The sequence below is a fragment of the Martinezella sp. CNPSo 3890 genome (genome assembly GCF_057784455.1).
In genome coordinates this window covers 240627-256494 of the sequence record NZ_JBXSOR010000003.1, presented here as the reverse complement: position 1 = coordinate 256494, position 15868 = coordinate 240627, and the positions used below count along the sequence as shown (strand labels likewise).

General features: G+C 58.7%; 15 protein-coding genes. 7 read left to right on the top strand and 8 right to left on the bottom strand.

Features of this window, described 5'->3' with window-relative positions; all coding sequences use genetic code 11:
- Nucleotides 1-67: 67 nt before the first annotated feature.
- The 4 genes from AC13RC_RS11140 to AC13RC_RS11125 form a co-directional block, all read right to left on the bottom strand.
- Nucleotides 68-1174: a methylenetetrahydrofolate reductase gene (locus tag AC13RC_RS11140; protein WP_113390296.1), complete on the bottom strand. Its 1107-nt coding sequence runs from the start codon at nucleotides 1172-1174 to the stop codon at nucleotides 68-70.
- Between the two features lie 3 nt (nucleotides 1175-1177).
- Nucleotides 1178-1756 (bottom strand): methylenetetrahydrofolate reductase C-terminal domain-containing protein, encoded by a 579-nt coding sequence (locus AC13RC_RS11135; protein ID WP_069613170.1) that lies wholly within the window; start codon nucleotides 1754-1756, stop codon nucleotides 1178-1180.
- Entirely contained in the window at nucleotides 1749-2051 is a 303-nt protein-coding gene (locus AC13RC_RS11130) for a virulence factor (RefSeq protein ID WP_113354543.1), read from the bottom strand. Before AC13RC_RS11130 ends, AC13RC_RS11135 begins: the two co-directional genes overlap by 8 nt.
- A gap of 237 nt (nucleotides 2052-2288) precedes the next feature.
- A complete protein-coding gene (locus tag AC13RC_RS11125) occupies nucleotides 2289-2927 on the bottom strand; it encodes a DUF1638 domain-containing protein (protein ID WP_488557161.1) in 639 nt (212 codons plus the stop codon).
- A 19-nt stretch (nucleotides 2928-2946) separates the two neighbouring features.
- Between AC13RC_RS11125 and AC13RC_RS11120 the strand changes: the two genes are divergently transcribed.
- A complete protein-coding gene (locus tag AC13RC_RS11120) occupies nucleotides 2947-3105 on the top strand; it encodes an entericidin domain-containing protein (RefSeq protein ID WP_047632875.1) in 159 nt (52 codons plus the stop codon).
- Nucleotides 3106-3171: 66 nt separating this feature from the next.
- Here AC13RC_RS11120 and AC13RC_RS11115 read toward each other — a convergent pair whose 3' ends face one another.
- Entirely contained in the window at nucleotides 3172-3873 is a 702-nt protein-coding gene (locus AC13RC_RS11115) for a corrinoid protein (RefSeq protein WP_069613213.1), read from the bottom strand.
- 257 nt (nucleotides 3874-4130) lie between these two features.
- Between AC13RC_RS11115 and AC13RC_RS11110 the strand changes: the two genes are divergently transcribed.
- The 3 genes from AC13RC_RS11110 to AC13RC_RS11100 all read left to right on the top strand — a co-directional run bounded on the left by AC13RC_RS11110 (nucleotide 4131) and on the right by AC13RC_RS11100 (nucleotide 7318).
- Nucleotides 4131-5711, top strand: a complete 1581-nt coding sequence (locus AC13RC_RS11110; protein WP_488557160.1) for a trimethylamine methyltransferase family protein — start codon at nucleotides 4131-4133, stop codon at nucleotides 5709-5711.
- 101 nt (nucleotides 5712-5812) lie between these two features.
- The gene (locus tag AC13RC_RS11105; protein ID WP_488557159.1) at nucleotides 5813-6505 is read left to right on the top strand and encodes a ferredoxin; all 693 of its coding nucleotides are present in this window, start codon (nucleotides 5813-5815) and stop codon (nucleotides 6503-6505) included.
- A 66-nt stretch (nucleotides 6506-6571) separates the two neighbouring features.
- Complete coding sequence (locus AC13RC_RS11100) at nucleotides 6572-7318, top strand: phosphodiester glycosidase family protein (RefSeq protein WP_371864912.1); 747 nt, start codon at nucleotides 6572-6574, stop codon at nucleotides 7316-7318.
- 65 nt (nucleotides 7319-7383) lie between these two features.
- On the opposite strand, the gene AC13RC_RS11095 is transcribed toward AC13RC_RS11100, so the two are convergent.
- Entirely contained in the window at nucleotides 7384-8598 is a 1215-nt protein-coding gene (locus AC13RC_RS11095; protein WP_113333015.1) for a glycosyltransferase family 2 protein, read from the bottom strand.
- 296 nt (nucleotides 8599-8894) lie between these two features.
- Between AC13RC_RS11095 and AC13RC_RS11090 the strand changes: the two genes are divergently transcribed.
- Complete coding sequence (locus AC13RC_RS11090; protein WP_162749440.1) at nucleotides 8895-9884, top strand: glycosyltransferase family 2 protein; 990 nt, start codon at nucleotides 8895-8897, stop codon at nucleotides 9882-9884.
- Nucleotides 9885-9977: 93 nt separating this feature from the next.
- On the opposite strand, the gene AC13RC_RS11085 is transcribed toward AC13RC_RS11090, so the two are convergent.
- Nucleotides 9978-11864 carry a glycosyltransferase gene (locus AC13RC_RS11085; RefSeq protein WP_488557158.1) on the bottom strand — a complete coding sequence of 629 codons (1887 nt, stop codon included), beginning with the start codon at nucleotides 11862-11864 and terminating at the stop codon, nucleotides 9978-9980.
- 375 nt (nucleotides 11865-12239) lie between these two features.
- Between AC13RC_RS11085 and AC13RC_RS11080 the strand changes: the two genes are divergently transcribed.
- Both AC13RC_RS11080 and glf read left to right on the top strand, forming a co-directional pair.
- Nucleotides 12240-13379 (top strand): DUF707 domain-containing protein, encoded by a 1140-nt coding sequence (locus tag AC13RC_RS11080; RefSeq protein WP_113390291.1) that lies wholly within the window; start codon nucleotides 12240-12242, stop codon nucleotides 13377-13379.
- 126 nt (nucleotides 13380-13505) lie between these two features.
- Nucleotides 13506-14681: a UDP-galactopyranose mutase gene (gene glf / locus AC13RC_RS11075; RefSeq protein WP_488557157.1), complete on the top strand. Its 1176-nt coding sequence runs from the start codon at nucleotides 13506-13508 to the stop codon at nucleotides 14679-14681.
- Nucleotides 14682-14796: 115 nt separating this feature from the next.
- Here glf and bmt read toward each other — a convergent pair whose 3' ends face one another.
- The gene (bmt, locus tag AC13RC_RS11070; RefSeq protein WP_488557156.1) at nucleotides 14797-15810 is read right to left on the bottom strand and encodes a betaine--homocysteine S-methyltransferase; all 1014 of its coding nucleotides are present in this window, start codon (nucleotides 15808-15810) and stop codon (nucleotides 14797-14799) included.
- Nucleotides 15811-15868 lie beyond the last annotated feature (58 nt).

The following is a 15868-nucleotide window of genomic DNA, read 5'->3' as shown; positions in this document are numbered from 1 at the left end:
TATCGTGCGGTGATCTGGGTTACAAGCCGACCGGTTCCTCTCCCGGCCTGCTGCTATCGTCTCGAATTCAATGTGCCTGCGGCGGCGTATGGTGGGCTGCAATCTCCGCCATCGCCTGCTGGTTTTCTTCCCTGCCTTCGCTGATCTGGTGCAGCCGCTCGGCGACCAGCGCATCGGTGCGGCTTGCCTCGCGCTTCCAGGGCTGGCGGCCCTTCAGCACGCCGGAGTCATGCACCATTTCCGCGACATATTCCTCCTGGCGGTAGGCCATGACGTGAATACCGGAAACGCCCTCGATCTCCTTCACCTCGTTGATGATGTCGATGCAGAGCTGCTTGCCTTCCTTCTTCTGATCCTGAGCCCCCTCAATGCGCTTGATGACCTCATCGGGAATATGAACGCCCGGCACGTTGGAGCGCATCCAGCGGGCCGTCTTTGCCGAGGCAAGCGGGCCGACGCCGACGAGAATGAAGCATTTTTCGTGCAAGCCGAGATCACGCACCTTCTTCATGTATTCGCGGAACATCGGCACGTCGTAGCAATATTGGCTTTGGACGAACTGCGCGCCGGCCTCGATCTTCTTTGCCAGCCGATAGGGGCGGAAGTCGTAAGGCGGCGCGAAGGGATTGATGGCGGCGCCGAGAAAAACCTTCGGCGGCGACGTCAGCTTGCGGCCGGAGAGGAATTTGGCGTTGTCGCGCATGATGCGCACGGTTTCGAGCAGTGACATGCAATCGAGATCGAAGACCGGCTTGGCGCCCGGCTGATCGCCGGCCTGCACGCCGTCACCGGTCAGGCACATGATGTTGCAAACACCCATGGCAGCCGCACCCAGCACGTCGCCCTGGATGGCGATGCGGTTCTTGTCGCGGCAGGCGATCTGCATGATCGGCGCATAGCCCATCCGCGTCAGCAGCGCGCAGATGCCGACCGAGGACATGTGGCAGTTGGCGCCGGAGGCATCGACGGCGTTGATGCCATCGACCCAGCCTTCGAAGATGGCGGCGCGTTCATAGACGTCTTCGGCATTGGCGCTATCGGGCGGGTTCAGCTCGGCGGTGACGGCGAACTCGCCGCGGCGGAGCACGCGTTCCAGCCGTCCCAGCGAAGAATGGCCGGGCAGGGGATCGAGCGGCAGATGGACGCCAAGCGGATTTTCATCGATATGCGACATCGCTCAGGCTTCCTTTTTCGCCGCTTCGCGCGCTGCTGCCGCTTCCGCCGTGACACGAAGCCATGAAGACGTCTCGCGCAGCGACTGATTGACGGGCTTCTGGACGTTAAGGATCGCGTCTCCGTGGGTCATATTCCTCGAGCCGTTCCAGGCCTGTACCCAGACACAGGGCATATCAGGCTCTACCTCGCAATTGCCGTTGGCGCGCACACCGCCACAGGGACCGTTGCGCAGCTGCTTGGGACAGTTCATCGGGCAGGACATGCCTGTCGACGACAGCGCGCATTGGCCGCACATGCGGCAATCGAACAGGAAGCCCTTCACATTGCGTTCAATGAAGGTGATCGGTCGCTCCACGCGCTCATAGCCGAACGCTTTCCACAGCGGATGAAGCAGCAGGAATGTGTCGGCGAAACGACGGTAGAACCATTCGAGAAAACGCGAATGACGCACGGCCCAGAGACGGACCGTATATTTGCGTCGGGCACGGCGATTGGGAGAGACGCCGGCCGGCGTGTAGGCGCCGCTGGCCGCCTTTGCGCCCGCGGCGGCATTGCCAGGCTTCTGGACGGCATCAGCCATTGTCGCGGCCTCCGGCCTTCACCAGCGCCACCAGCCGCTCGCGATCATAGGCAGCCTCGATCTCGCCGGCTGCCTTGTCTGCTTCGGCCTCGAGATCGTCGGAGACCGGTACGGGATCCGCCTTGCGCCATTCAGCCAGATAGTCGTCGGTTTCGGCCGCGCCGGTGCGCATGGCGCACATGTCGATCGCTTCGGTAAAGCGCAGCGAAAGCTCGCGTTTTGCCGTCTGCCTGCCCTTCTTGATGATGACCTGGGCCGGAATGTCCCGCCAGTAAACGACAATGCGATCTGCCATGCGCAAAATCTCCTCTTCACGCCAGAATGCACGCCGGCAGACCTCGGGACTGCGCTCGCCACGACGCGGCACATGCCGAAAAGCGACGCGATATCGAAACCTCGCCTGCAAGCATCCCCAAAGCTTATTATCCTTTGAAACGGACGGGTTCGAACTGTGATTGAATGTCTTTGCCTCGTCCAGCATGTCGGTCCCGGCAAAGAAGAGGAAGATCGAAAACCGACGCAGATGTCGTAATCAGACGGTCAATAATTCGCGGGCAAGATCGCCGTAGCCGGTATAGCGATATTCGTATTCCAGGCCGAGAAAGGCGGCGGCGTCCCTTGCCTTTGCCTGCAGCGCCGGATCTTCTTCCTGCGAGAGATAGACGACCTTGCGGTAGTTGCCGAAATACATGTCCCGCAGCTCCAGATGGCGGTCGAGGCCGAGCGGAACCACGACAAAGGCTTCGAACTGGCGGGCCAGGAAATCTGTCAGGAAAAACGATGTGATGTCATCGTCGCGTGCGGCGAAAGCCTCGTTGCCGGTGAAGAAGGAATAACAGTGCGGACCGGAAAGGCGCTCTATTCCTTCACGCTGGCAGATCCTGTCGATATCGCCGCCTGTGCCGCAATCGGCATAGCCGATAAAGATCTTTTCGAAGCCGCGCGCGCGCGCATCGGCAATAGCCTCTTCCAGGGCTGGTGCGATCTTCTGCGGATAGGAATGATAGATTGCGGGAAGACAGTGAAGGTCGATGTGATCGAGCCCGTTTATTCTGGTGACCGCTAGTATTTCGCGCGCGATTGCCCCGCACGCAATCACATGAACTTTTTGGGTTTGTGCGCGTTTATCGCGCGGAGGGTTCTTCTCCGTATTTTTTTGATCGATATCCACTCAGAGGGGGTTCCCAATCATGACTGCACCGACACTCACGAAAATTGCCACCGCCTGCGTCGTTCTCATGGTGCTTGCCTCTTGCGCCAATACTATACGTGGCATGGGCAGAGATACCGCAAATGCGGTGAACGCAACCGAGGACGCCGGTCATACCGTCAAGAAGGCGGCTCAATAGCTAATTTGGGATACCAATGTGCCGGCGGCAACCCGTTGATTGTCGCCGGCACTCAGTTTCTTGCAATCAGGCGCCCGCAGCCAGGCTGTTGTGCTTGCGCTTCATGAATTCCTTGGCAGTCTCCACCGCCACGGCAGCGTCACGGCAATAGGCGTCAGCACCCACGGCCTTGCCGAATTCCTCGTTCAGTGGCGCGCCGCCGACCAGTACGACATAGTCGTCACGCAGGCCCTTTTCCTTCAGCGTATCGATAACGACCTTCATGTAGGGCATGGTCGTGGTTAGCAGTGCCGACATGCCAAGAATATCGGGCTGCTCGCGCTCGATGGCGTCGAGGTAGTTTTCGACCGGATTGTTGATCCCGAGGTCGATGACGTCGAAACCGGCGCCCTCCATCATCATGCCGACGAGGTTCTTGCCGATGTCGTGAATGTCGCCCTTGACGGTGCCGATCACCATCTTGCCGAGCTTGGGTGCACCGGTCTGTGCCAGCAGCGGCCGCAGGATCGCCATGCCGGCCTTCATCGCATTGGCCGAAAGCAGCACCTCCGGAACGAAGAGAATGCCGTCGCGGAAGTCGATGCCGACAATACGCATGCCCTCGACCAGCGCCTGGGTCAGAACATCGTAAGGAGCCCAGCCGCGCTCCAAGAGGATATTGGTCGCTTCCTCGATTTCTTCCTTCAAGCCGTCATACAGGTCGTCATGCATCTGCTGCACGAGCTCTTCATCAGAAAGTTCCGAGAGAATGATTTCGTCGTCAGACATGCGCTCCATCCCATTTTCGTGCAGCATCAGAGACTTGTATAAAACACTGCCGCCATTACGGATAGACCGGAAGGCCGCCAAAACTCTTTTTGAATGCGACGTCGCACGGAACAATCGCGACGGACGAGGAACAGTTGATATTGTCAGCCGATGTCTGTCCTATGCTAATTGCTGGCGCATTAAGGAACGTCCGCTTGTCGGAATCAGGTAGCATGGAGCGTGATAGACGCATCCATGCGCAGGAGTGAGGAAACATCATGGACGATATGATTGAGCAACCGGCTGCAGGCAATGATGGCGGCGGACGGCGTTCGCGCAGTGAGGGCAGGGGTGCGGCAGCGCGGCGCGCTTCGCGCAGCGGCGGCGGGCCGGGTCCTTCACTCCCCTATATCACCCGTAAGATCGGCGTCTATGAAGTGCTTGACGAAGAGGGCCTGCAGCTCATCGAACGCAATGCCGATACGGTTTTGGAGGAAATCGGCATCGAATTTCGCGACGATGCGGAAGCTCTGGCGCTCTGGAAGGAAGCCGGTGCCGACGTACGCGGTCAGCGCGTGCATTTTCCGAAGGGACTTTGCCGCGAACTTCTGAAGACCGCGCCGAAGGAATTCACCTGGCATGCGCGCAACAGCGCCCGCAATGCCCATGTCGGCGGCAAGGCGACGATCTTCGCGCCAGTCTACGGCCCGCCTTTCGTGCGCGATCTTGAGGGCAACCGCCGTTATGCGACGATCGAGGATTTCCGCAATTTCGTGAAGCTCGCCTATATGGCGCCGTCGATGCATTCGTCCGGCGGCACGGTCTGCGAGCCTGTCGATATCCCGGTCAACAAGCGCCATCTCGATATGGTCTATAGCCATATCAAATATTCTGATAAGCCGTTCATGGGTTCGGTCACGGCGCCGGAAAGGGCTGAGGACACCGTCGCGATGGCGAAGATCGTGTTCGGTGACGAGTTCGTCGAGAATAATTGTGTGACGCTGAACCTCATCAATGCCAATTCGCCGATGGTGTTCGACGAAACGATGCTCGGCGCCTTGAAGGTCTATGCGCGGCACAATCAGGCTTCGGTGGTTTCTCCCTTCATTCTGTCGGGCGCGATGAGCCCCGTGACGGTCGCAGGCACGCTGACGCAGATTCTGGCCGAGGTGCTGGCCGGCGCTTCCTTCACGCAGCTGATCCGCAAGGGCTCGCCTGTTCTGTTCGGCACCTTCGCCGCATCCATTTCGATGCAGTCGGGCGCCCCGACCTTCGGCACGCCGGAGCCATCGCTTGTCTCCTATGGCGCAGCACAGCTCGCGCGTCGCCTCGGTCTGCCGTTCCGTACCGGCGGTTCGCTTTGCGCTTCCAAGATGCCGGATGCGCAGGCGGCGCATGAATCGGCCAACACTTTGAACATGACGCTGCTGGCCGGCACGAATTTCGTGTTGCATGCGGCGGGCTGGCTCGAGGGCGGTCTCGTCTCCTCCTACGAAAAGTTCATGATCGACCAGGACCAGCTCGGCATGATGCAGAAGATGGCGGAAGGTATCGATCTCTCCGACAATGGCCAGGCGCTCGATGCCATCCGCGAAGTCGGCCCCGGTAGCCATTATCTGGGTTGCGGCCATACGCAGGCGAATTTCCAGTCCGCCTTCTATCGCTCGCCGCTCGCCGACAACAACTCCTTCGAGCAGTGGGAGATCGAAGGTCAGAAACGCATCGAGCAGCGCGCCAACGCGCTTTGCCGTTCCTGGCTCGATCATTACGAAGCGCCGCCGCTCGATCCGGCCATCGACGAGGCTCTTCTCGCCTATATCCAGAAGCGCAAGGACTCGATGCCGGACGCTTTCACCTGAAGAGAGCCCGAGGCCGCCAGGGAGCAAGGCGGTGCGACACGCGTTGCCGATCTCATCCAGAAGGAAGTCTGGCGGCCGCACTATGAATATAAAGGGCCACGGTGAGCCGCGGCCCTGCCATCTTCGAACAGCTCCGTGCGGCGCTCGGCGTTCACGGAGTTTTCGTTCGTGGCAGCTTGTCCTTCCATGAAGGCGAGGGGCCGTTGCTGACGGATGGCACGCCTGCACGCGGTGTCGTGCTGCTGGGCAATATCGGCGGCTCGATCTGGCCGGCGTTTTCGAAATGGCTGGATATGCCCGTCAACAGGACGCGCAAAAATCCCCTTGATGACTGGTCGAAGGCGATTATCCGGCCGGTCGCAAGCGGGCTAGCGGCCACTGCCTATTTTCCTTCGGATCCTCCCTGGCAACCGTTCCAGCGATGGGCCATGCAGGCCGAGCGCTTGAAAGCGTCGCCGCTCGGCATCTTGATCCATCCGGACTATGGTTTGTGGCACGGATATCGCGGCGCATTGGGATTTGCCGATGCGCTGGAAGGAATGGAGGTGTCGCCGTTTTCTCCGCATCCATGCGATCTATGCGTTGAGAAACCTTGTCTTGCCGCCTGTCCCGTTGGGGCGATAGCGGCAGCCGGCTTTGATCTTTCAGGCTGCCGGTCGCACTTGCGCACACCGCAAGGGCAGGTCGGCTGCATGGCCGGCGGCTGCCTTGCACGCAATGCCTGCCCGGTCGGAGCCAACTATCGTTATCCGGCCGAACAGCTTGCATTCCATATGGCTGCACTCCAGCTCTAGGTCTCACGCCTTCCTTGTTTCGCCGCATTGCGATGCGTTCTGAAGCCTGTTTATTGATACGGGGCTATGCGCTTGATTCGATTGATGGTCATTCTTGCCGTTCTTGCCTTTGCCGCCACCGCGTCGGCCGGCGAAGCCTGCCGCAAGGTCCAGCATCTCGGGGACGGCTATACGGTCTGCACTTTCGATGCGGTCAGCGACGACATTCAGATTTTTCAGAACGATCGCAACGGCAAACCTTATGGCTCTTTCCGTGCCCTGGAAAATGATCTGCGTCAGGATCGCATCTATGTGCGCTTCGCCATGAATGGCGGCATGTATCTCGACGACCAGTCTCCCGTGGGTCTCTTCGTCGAGAATGGACGTGAGGTGAAGGCGATCAACACCAACAAGGGCTGGGGTAACTTTCATCTCCTGCCGAACGGGGTCTTCTATCTCGGGGCGGGCAAGGCCGGGATCATGGAAAGCAAGGCCTTCGCAGCTTCCGGCATCAAACCTTTTTATGCGACGCAGTCCGGCCCGATGCTGGTCATCAGCGGCAGGCTTCATCCGTCATTTCTGGCGGATAGTCCGAGCTTGAAGACACGAAACGGCGTGGGCGTCACCTCTGACGGCAAGGTCGTCTTCGCCATTTCCGATGGCGCGGTGCGTTTCCACGACTTTGCGACGCTATTTCGCGACGAGTTGAAATGTCCGAATGCGCTGTTTCTCGATGGCAGCATCTCCAGCCTCGATATCCCGGAATGGCAAAGGCGCGATAGCCTGTTTCCGCTCGGGCCAATCATTGCAGTGACGGAAATGCTGCCGGGCTAAGGCGCGCCGGAAATGCCAAGAGCTCCGCAGTGCGTTGCGGAGCCCTTGGCCATAGCTATCAAATCTCAGACGAACTGATCGATATAGGTCATGATGCTGAACAGGCCGTCCTTCGGACCCGGATTGGCCGGGAAATCCTCGGTGAAGCGGAGATAGGCCCTTGGCTTACCGCCATAGCTGCCGGTCTGCGGCGCTTCCCTTGAGAGATGCTGCCGGATCGACTGCGGGAGAAGATTGATCGTGGCGTCGTCGATGATCGGTTCGATGATGACGGGTTCTCCATTGAAAGCAATCGCTTCCGTCGCGGCGGTGGAGATGCCTGCCAGCTTGCGGATCTGATCATAGGATTCCGGCGGCAATGGCGTCGGCAGGTAGGCCGCCATGCGGTGATACATGATATAGGCTTCGACCCAGTTCTGCGCGTTGACATGCAGGCGCATGGCGACCGCCTGACGCTGCAGCATGAATTCGGTGATGCGAGGCATCAGCGAGCCGCGATAATCAGGCGGATAGCGGTTATCGCGCAGCGCCTGCGAGGCGAGGTATTCGAGGCCGCCTCTGTAGGTATCCCACTGGAACATGCATTCCTTGTTGCCCTGCTGCAGGCGCGGATCGTCTGAAACGGCGGTCACGCGCGCGAAAGGCTCCGGCATAAACAGCACGTCGGCCTTGTCCAATGCGCGGGTCGTATAGAGGAATGCCCAAAAGATGAACGGCGTCGGGCTGGAAATTGATTTCAACAGAACGTCGCGCCGGATGATCATGAATTCGGGGAAGATGTGACGGTCGAGAATGAATTCCAGCATCGAGCGGAAATCACCCTTGGCGTGACGCGTCGGATAGGAGAGGTGATAGAAGGGTTCCATATCGCCGCCGCCAGGCCGGCCATCGACGAGGAGCCACGGCGCCTGGATCATGCCGATATTCTTGTCGTCCACCATGATGCGAAGATATTCGACGACTTTTTCCGGGATCAGCAAATCGTCGTCGCCGAGGAAAACCGCGTAATGGCCGCGGGCTCTCTGCATCGCAAAAGCGTAGTTGCTGATGAAACCGGAATTGCGCGCCCTGCGATAGGCGCTGATTTCCGGATGATGCGAGATCGACTGAATGTAGGCTGCGGTCTCATCCGTCGAACAATCGTCGACAATGACGATTTCGAAAGGGAGGCCCAGTCGGCGAAACTCTTCCAGGTGGAAATTGACGTTCCGCTCGAGCATGAACTGACGGTTATAGGTCGGAACGCAGACCGAAAGGACGGGGACTTGGGCAGAAGACATCGATATTCTCCACGAGGCATCAGCGCGATTCTATGCGCGGACTTTGATCCATGAATAAGCGGGATTGCTTTCGCGGGGCTGGAGAGTTTTGAGCGATCCGATTGTGGGAATTGCCCATGCTCCAGTTCAGTGCAAGTTCCGCTCTTTATGTTCCGGCCAGCGCATCCTGCAATCCCGGCGGGAAGCGATTGCCGTTTTCGAGGTTGCCTCTTCCTCGAAGATGGCCGGATAGCCCGAGGCACATGGATCACCGATACCTCCAGGGTTTGGCGTCCATGTCAGTATCAGGAGACCCTGTGAGCAAAGTCAGCGTCATCATTCCCGCCTATAAGGCGCAGGAATCCATCGGTGAAACGATTGCCGCGGTTCTGGAAAATCGTGACGTCCTGGAGGTGATCGTCATCGACGACATGTCTCCCGATGCCACCGCGATGATTGTCGAGCGACATGCTCAGCGCGATCAGCGGGTGCGCCTGCTGCGCAATCCACAAAATGGCGGGGCGGGATACAGCCGGAATGCCGGCATGGCCGCCGCCTGCGGCGACTATTATTACTTTCTCGACGCCGACGACATGGTAGCGCATCGCTCGATCGATGAAGTCGTGTATCACATGGAAGCCAATGCCTGCGATGTGATGGTGTTTCGCTATCGCTACGTCACCGAGAGGAACGGTCGTCTCGATCCGATGCTGCCGATCGACAATGATGCCTGGCGGGAGCTGGTCGGCGATACCGACATAGGCGTTTTTACGCTCGATCAGTGCGGGCGATTGCTGTTCACCGTGAATTTCCCCTGGAACAAGATCGTGAGCGCCAGGCTATGTCGGGAAACGGGTCTCCGCTTCTCGGAGACCCGCGTCCATAACGATATCTATGCTCACTGGCATATCTATCTGCACGCCCGGAAGATCGGCATGATGAATCGCTATCTCATCGGCCACCGCGTCTATCAGGACAGGGCGCAGCTGACCAATGTCTTCACCGAAAAGCGGTTCGAGGTCTTCAAGGCCTTTGCGGAGGTGGAAGCGCTGTTTGCGCGCCTGCCGCGGATGAAAGAGGCCCATTACCAGTGGTTCCTTCGCAGCAAGTTCGATTTGCTCGATTGGATCTACCCGCAATTGCCGATCGATCTCAGGGAGCGCTTTTTCGCGCTGGTTCGGCAATGCTATGAAGACTATGGCCAGGCTGACTATGAGAACGTGCGCAGGCAGTCGTTCGAGACTGCGGATATCGCGCTCAGGCTGAAACAGGCCCCTCATTTGATACTCGGCAAGACGCCGAGATAGCCGGCTAAGACAACACTCTTCGCCCGCTGTATTCGCAATAAAATAGAGGCGCCGCGGTATGACCGCGGCGCCTCTCTTCCATTTCAGGCTGGTTCATCTGATGGCGTCGAGTTCGTTCAGATCCAGCGCATTCTCGAATTCGTCGCGACTGTAGATTGCAAAATCCGCTTCAGTCGATTCCTTGAACTTGTATGGGTTCTCCACCAGCTTCAGCAGGCTCCATTGCGGGAACCGGTTTGCGATGTCCGTCGTGAATTTGCGGTGCCGGACATGCGACGCACCGCGAATATCCGGGCCGTCGAAATTGGAGGCGTAGATAATCACATAGCGCTGCGGCAGAGAGAAGAGCTGGTCGAGGTAATTGACGTAAATATTGTCGTCAACCAAATGGTAGAGGACGTCGAGCGACAAGGCGCAGTCATAGGCGTCCTCGTGCATTTCCCAGTCAAGCGACTGATCGCCCAGCCAGACGAAATTGTAGTTCGGCTTATCCCTGTACATCATCATCGTGCGTTCGATGACCGTCTTGGAGACATCGAAGCCGGTATAGCGGTCGAACGAGAAGTATTTCAGCTGATTGCCGTCGCCGGAGCCCATCTCCGCGAAGGATTTCAGCCCTTTCTTCCGGGCGAAGCTATTCAGAAACTGTCCCTTGTATTTGGCGAGCACATCATAAGAGCCGGCACCCGAATTGCCGCCACTGCGGTAACGGCCTTCCCAATAGCCGGTGGAGTCAAAGGAAGGCGCAGCTTCCGATCGACGCATCGGCTGTTCCAGCGGTGTAACGGGAGCAAGTCGCTCCACAGATGGCGTCGGGATGGGCTGCGGCTGTGTCGGATAGGGCTGCTGCATCGGCTGCATCGCCACCTCGGCAACCGGGACGGCTTCGCGAACCTGCTGCACCGATATGGCCTGCGGAATAGGTGCGGGTTGCTGGGCCTGATGTGTGGCAGCCGGCCGCTGCGCCAGCCAGAGTGGAACGGGCCGCTTCATAGGCGAGCCGGCCTGCTGTTCCAGGGATGCCCAATTCAAGGTTTTGGGTGCTTCGGCCACCCGGTCGCCCATGACGATATCGAGTTCGCGCAGCTGCTTGGCGAGCGGGAATTTGTCGTGGACATATTGCGTCCATTGATGGGTCTGACCGGCAATGATCTTTTCGACGGCTTCATCCACCGACGAGAAGCGGATTTCGTCGGGCCAGAATTCTTCCGCACCGGGATAGTCATGGATCACCGGCAGGGCGCCGACAGCCATGGCTTCGGCGATGTTATAACCAAAGCTCTCGTGCACCGAGGTCGACAGTATCACGCCCTTGTCGGCGAGGAACGCCGGCATGTTGCGCTGCCAGCCATGGAAGAAGACGTTGCGGGTAAGGCCGAGCTTTTCCGTCGTGCGCTTCAGGTACGGCATCATGACGTACTCCTCCTGTTCGCCGGCCACATGCAGCGTGTAGGAAGGATCGCGCTTCACCAGCGAGTGCATGATTTGCAGGAACAGCGGCTGGTTCTTGCGCATGAAGGGCTTGGCAGCCCAGGCGATCTTCTTCTTGTCGAGCGAAGGGATCGGCTTGAACTTGTCGAGATTGAGGCCGTTCCACACGACGTGGGTGCGGGTTTTCTGGGTGACCTGAGGTGCCCTGAGTTTCAGGACACGCAGCATGTCATGGGACACCAGAATCAGATCATCGATGGCGCCGAAATCGATACGATCGGGAAAATTCGATTCGACGATCTCGAAGCGATGCCAGCGCGCGATGACACGCTTGCCGCGCCGCTTGATGTTCTGGTTGATCGCGTGGACGAAGAGCTCGTTGCAGAATTCGAACCAGACGATGTCGGCCCATTCCACAGCCGTCTCGATCTCCTTGAAAGTCTTCGGCTGTATGGCCATGACTTCGTAGGTCTTCGACAGATGTTGGAATATGTCGCCGATGAAGCTATCGACTTCGATGATTATGGCCAGCTTTTTCTTCTGATGCATCTTCTGCTACCGTAAAAGAGACGAGTGGTTCTTAGTCTCGACCTGACGGACGACACGACCGACCTTCGTGTCCGCCGAGCACCGACGTTCTTGGCAATATTCTGAACGCGCGATTGTCCCCCGCACAGAAATCCCAGCCCCGAGATTATGCCGACCAACTTTCGCGAGGCTGGATTGCTCGAAATGCGTTCTGGGCGACGGTGTTCCGGGCGGCAGGCGGCCTTTGATTTCCTGCACAAGCTTCGCAAAAGGAATGGTGGCCAAAGTGCCGATCAAACGAGCTCGATCGCGAGCGAATCTCCGGGAGCCATGTCGTCTGACTGCTTTCCTCGGATCGGGCCGTTACTTGGGGTTCGGAATTAGGGAACAGTCCACATGTCATTGGCAGCGAACAGCTTGCATAAGCCCGCCTACGAAGTGCATCCGGCGAGCCAGATACAATGGTCCGATGCGCCGCCGCTGACCCAGGACATGTTGAACGGCACATTTTGGAGCCTTGGCGACGTCAACCGCGGGATGTTCTCTCGCTTCATGGTTTTGGCGCCTGAGGGCATGATCGGCAATTATTTCGATCCCGCCGTCGATTTCTGGCATGTGATGGCCGGTCGGCTTTGCCTGATCGACAGAGATGGGCTGCCGTCGGTCATTTTCGATTCTGCCCATATCGAGGACGGCAATCTCATGGCATTGGCGGGCCGGGGCGTTATTGGAGGTGTCGATAGCACCTATCTGCTGGTGCCGGCCGATCACCCACCGCATCCGCTGTTTTCAACGCCCGTAGGTGTCGAGCGCAAGGCCAAGTTTCTCGTGCAGCCGCAGGAAGGGCTAAGGCGTCCCAATCTCGTTGTCGTGCCCGCCGGTTCGAAGTCGCTCCATCCGCGCTGGTTCGAGAAGATCGATGATGCCTCGCGCAACTGGGATCTCTGCATCGGCTATTATGGTGCCGAGACTCCGGAAGTTTCCAATAGCCCCTACGAATATCTGGCGCATCTGCCGAAGACCAAGAAGTTCAAGATCATCTACGACCTCTTCCATCAAGGCAGCCCGCTTTGGAATTATGAGCGAATCTGGCTGCCGGATGACGATCTGCTGTGCGACGGCGAGGACATCAACAGGATGTTCCACCTGTCGCACAAGCATGGTCTGGATCTCGCCCAGCCGTCCCTCAAAAAAGGACCAGGCTCTTATCCCAATCATCCTTTGACGGTTCAGCGACCCAACAGCGTCGTGCGTTTCGAGGGTTTCGTCGAAATCATGTGCCCGGTCTTCTCGCGGCGTGCGCTGCAAATCTGCATCGAGTCCATGAAGGATGTCGAATCCGGATACGGTCTCGACCATCTTTGGCCGTCATTCCTCGGGCGGCCGGCGGCGCGCATGGCGATTATCGATGCCATTTCCGTCGCTCACACGCGGCCGCTAGGCGCGACCTACAACGTCAATGCAGCGGTGGAAGAACAGGCTGCACTCTTCAGGACGTATCAATATACGCCGCTGAAATATGCTGGCGTCTGGTAGCGTGCCTGGATTTTTCCAAGCGCCGCCGACAGATCCGCGCCGCCGTCACCCGCATATATCCAATTCCGTTTGGCACCTTCGATTGCAGCCGCGACCGAGATTTGGTGGTAGCGAGAGTTTTAGAGCATGATTGATTTTTCCAAGGTAGATTTATTGATCGTCGGTGCCGGCTTCTACGGCGCGACGATCGCGGAGCGGGTCGCGAACGAACTCCAGAAGAACGTGCTTCTGATCGACCGGCGCAGCCATATCGGCGGCAATGCCTATAGCGAGTTCGACGGCGAGACCGGGATCGAGGTTCACCGCTATGGTGCGCATCTCTTCCATACACCGAACGAAGTGGTCTGGACCTATCTCAACAGATTTACCGCTTTCACCGACTATAAGCATCGCGTCTATTCGACCTACCGCGATCAGGTCTATTCAATGCCGATCAATCTCGGAACGATCTCGCAGTTCTTTAACCGGCGCCTTTCGCCCGACCAGGCGAAGGCCCTGATTGCGAATCAGGCGGCAGAAATGGCGGGCCGTCATCCGGCCAATCTGGAAGAGAAGGCGATTTCGCTGATCGGCCGGCCCTTGTACGAGGCGTTCATCCGTGGCTATACGGCCAAGCAGTGGCAGACGGATCCGCGCGACCTGCCCGAACATATCATCACGCGCCTGCCGGTCCGCTACACTTTCGACAACCGTTACTTTAACGACAGATATGAAGGCCTGCCGGTCGACGGTTATACCGCGATCTTCGAGAGGATGCTGAAGCATCCGAAAATCCAGATCGCCCTCGATGTCGATTTCTTTTCGTTGAAATCCTCGCTGCCGGCCGATCTGCCGATCGTCTATACCGGCCCGATCGATCGCTACTTCGATTATTCCGAGGGTGAGCTGGGCTGGCGTACCATCGACTTCGAGAGGGAGACGCTGAATACCGGCGATTTCCAGGGGATGGCGGTCATGAATTATGCCGACGAGACGATCCCTTACACCCGTATCCTGGAATTTCGCCACTTCAATCCAGAGCGCAGCTATCAGAATGAGAAGACGGTCGTCGTGCGCGAATATTCACGCTCGGCCAAGCGCGCCGACGAGCCTTACTATCCGATCGATACGCGTCAGGACAAGGAGGTCTTCCTGCGCTATCGCGACCGCGCCGAGGCAGAGACCAATGTCCATTTCGGCGGGCGGCTCGGCACCTACCGTTATCTAGACATGCACCAGGCGATCGGCGCGGCCTTGAAGGCGTTCGAAAGCCGCATCGTCCCGCATTTCACCGAGGGGCGTGCTATCGGTGGTGAGAAATAGAGGGCTGCAGGCGCCGGCTCACTTTCGGCATGCTTTGAAGACGCGGCCGAGGGAAGATCCCTGTGGAAGCACTTGAATGATAAAAGAAAGCCCGGCAACCGGGCTTTCTTTTTCCTTAGGATCGTCGACGACGTTCGCGAGCCGGGGCCGCGCCGCCTTCGTTGGCGGTCTTGTTGCGCAGGGGACCGATCCGTTCGATGATCGTCTCCAGCGTCGGGCGAGGCCCGGCTACGTAGCTGTCCAGCGCCTCCCGCATGGCGGCGAGATGGCCGCAGGAGGTGCCGCAGCAGCCGCCGATGATCTTGGCGCCGGCATCGCGGGCAAGGCGGGCATAATCGGCCATCAGCGGCGGCGTGCCGGAATAATGGATTTCGGCACCACGATATTCGGGAATGCCGCAATTGCCCTTGACGATGACGATCGCGGAAGCATCCGCTTCGGTCATGTCGAGAAGGCTGGAGAGGATGTCGGAAGCGCCGACGCCGCAATTGGCGCCGACCGCGAGCGGGCCTGCGCCGATATCGGTCGCGACAGCGTGAATGTCCTTGGGATGCAGACCCATCATCGTTTTGCCGGCAGTGTCGAACGAGCCTGTATAGGTGTAAGATAGGCCGACCTTGGCTGCGGCTTCGGCTGCGGCTCGGATTTCTTCCGGCGACGACATGGTTTCGATCCAGGCGATATCGGCGCCGCCGGCCTGCAGGCCCTCGATCTGCTCGACGAAGGCGGCGACGGCATCTTCATAGGTCAGGGCGCCGAGCGGCATGAGCAACTCGCCGGTCGGCCCGACGGAGCCGCCGACGATGACCTTACGGCCGGCCTTGTCGGCAACGGCCCGGGCGATCTCGGCTGCCGTCTTGTTGAGACTATGCACCCGATCTTGCGCATGGTGAAGCTTGAGGCGATGACGGGTGCCGCCGAAGGTATTGGTGAGGATGATATCGGCGCCGGCATCGACGAAATCCTGATGCAGCTTCGTGATCCTGTCCGGATGCTGTTCGTTCCAGAGCTCGGGCGCTTCACCCGCCTCCAAGCCCATGGCAAAGAGGTTGGTGCCGGTTGCGCCGTCGGCAAGCAGTACGCCCTTTTCGGCGAGAAGATCGGTCAGCGGATTGGTGGCGACGGTCATAGTGCGTCCTCGGATACGTCGGATGTTCGGATATCAAATGCAGATATAAACATTTCTT

Excerpts from the sequence above, each read along its gene's own strand:
- AC13RC_RS11120 (WP_047632875.1), top strand. The coding sequence starts at position 2,947 with ATGACTGCACCGACACTCACGAAAATTGCCACCGCCTGCGTCGTTCTC.
- AC13RC_RS11095 (WP_113333015.1), bottom strand. The coding sequence starts at position 8,598 with ATGTCTTCTGCCCAAGTCCCCGTCCTTTCGGTCTGCGTTCCGACCTAT.
- AC13RC_RS11115 (WP_069613213.1), bottom strand. The coding sequence starts at position 3,873 with ATGTCTGACGACGAAATCATTCTCTCGGAACTTTCTGATGAAGAGCTC.
- bmt (WP_488557156.1), bottom strand. The coding sequence starts at position 15,810 with ATGACCGTCGCCACCAATCCGCTGACCGATCTTCTCGCCGAAAAGGGC.
- AC13RC_RS11135 (WP_069613170.1), bottom strand. The coding sequence starts at position 1,756 with ATGGCTGATGCCGTCCAGAAGCCTGGCAATGCCGCCGCGGGCGCAAAG.
- AC13RC_RS11080 (WP_113390291.1), top strand. The coding sequence starts at position 12,240 with ATGTCATTGGCAGCGAACAGCTTGCATAAGCCCGCCTACGAAGTGCAT.
- AC13RC_RS11085 (WP_488557158.1), bottom strand. The coding sequence starts at position 11,864 with ATGCATCAGAAGAAAAAGCTGGCCATAATCATCGAAGTCGATAGCTTC.
- AC13RC_RS11110 (WP_488557160.1), top strand. The coding sequence starts at position 4,131 with ATGGACGATATGATTGAGCAACCGGCTGCAGGCAATGATGGCGGCGGA.
- AC13RC_RS11140 (WP_113390296.1), bottom strand. The coding sequence starts at position 1,174 with ATGTCGCATATCGATGAAAATCCGCTTGGCGTCCATCTGCCGCTCGAT.
- glf (WP_488557157.1), top strand. The coding sequence starts at position 13,506 with ATGATTGATTTTTCCAAGGTAGATTTATTGATCGTCGGTGCCGGCTTC.
- AC13RC_RS11130 (WP_113354543.1), bottom strand. The coding sequence starts at position 2,051 with ATGGCAGATCGCATTGTCGTTTACTGGCGGGACATTCCGGCCCAGGTC.
- AC13RC_RS11100 (WP_371864912.1), top strand. The coding sequence starts at position 6,572 with ATGCGCTTGATTCGATTGATGGTCATTCTTGCCGTTCTTGCCTTTGCC.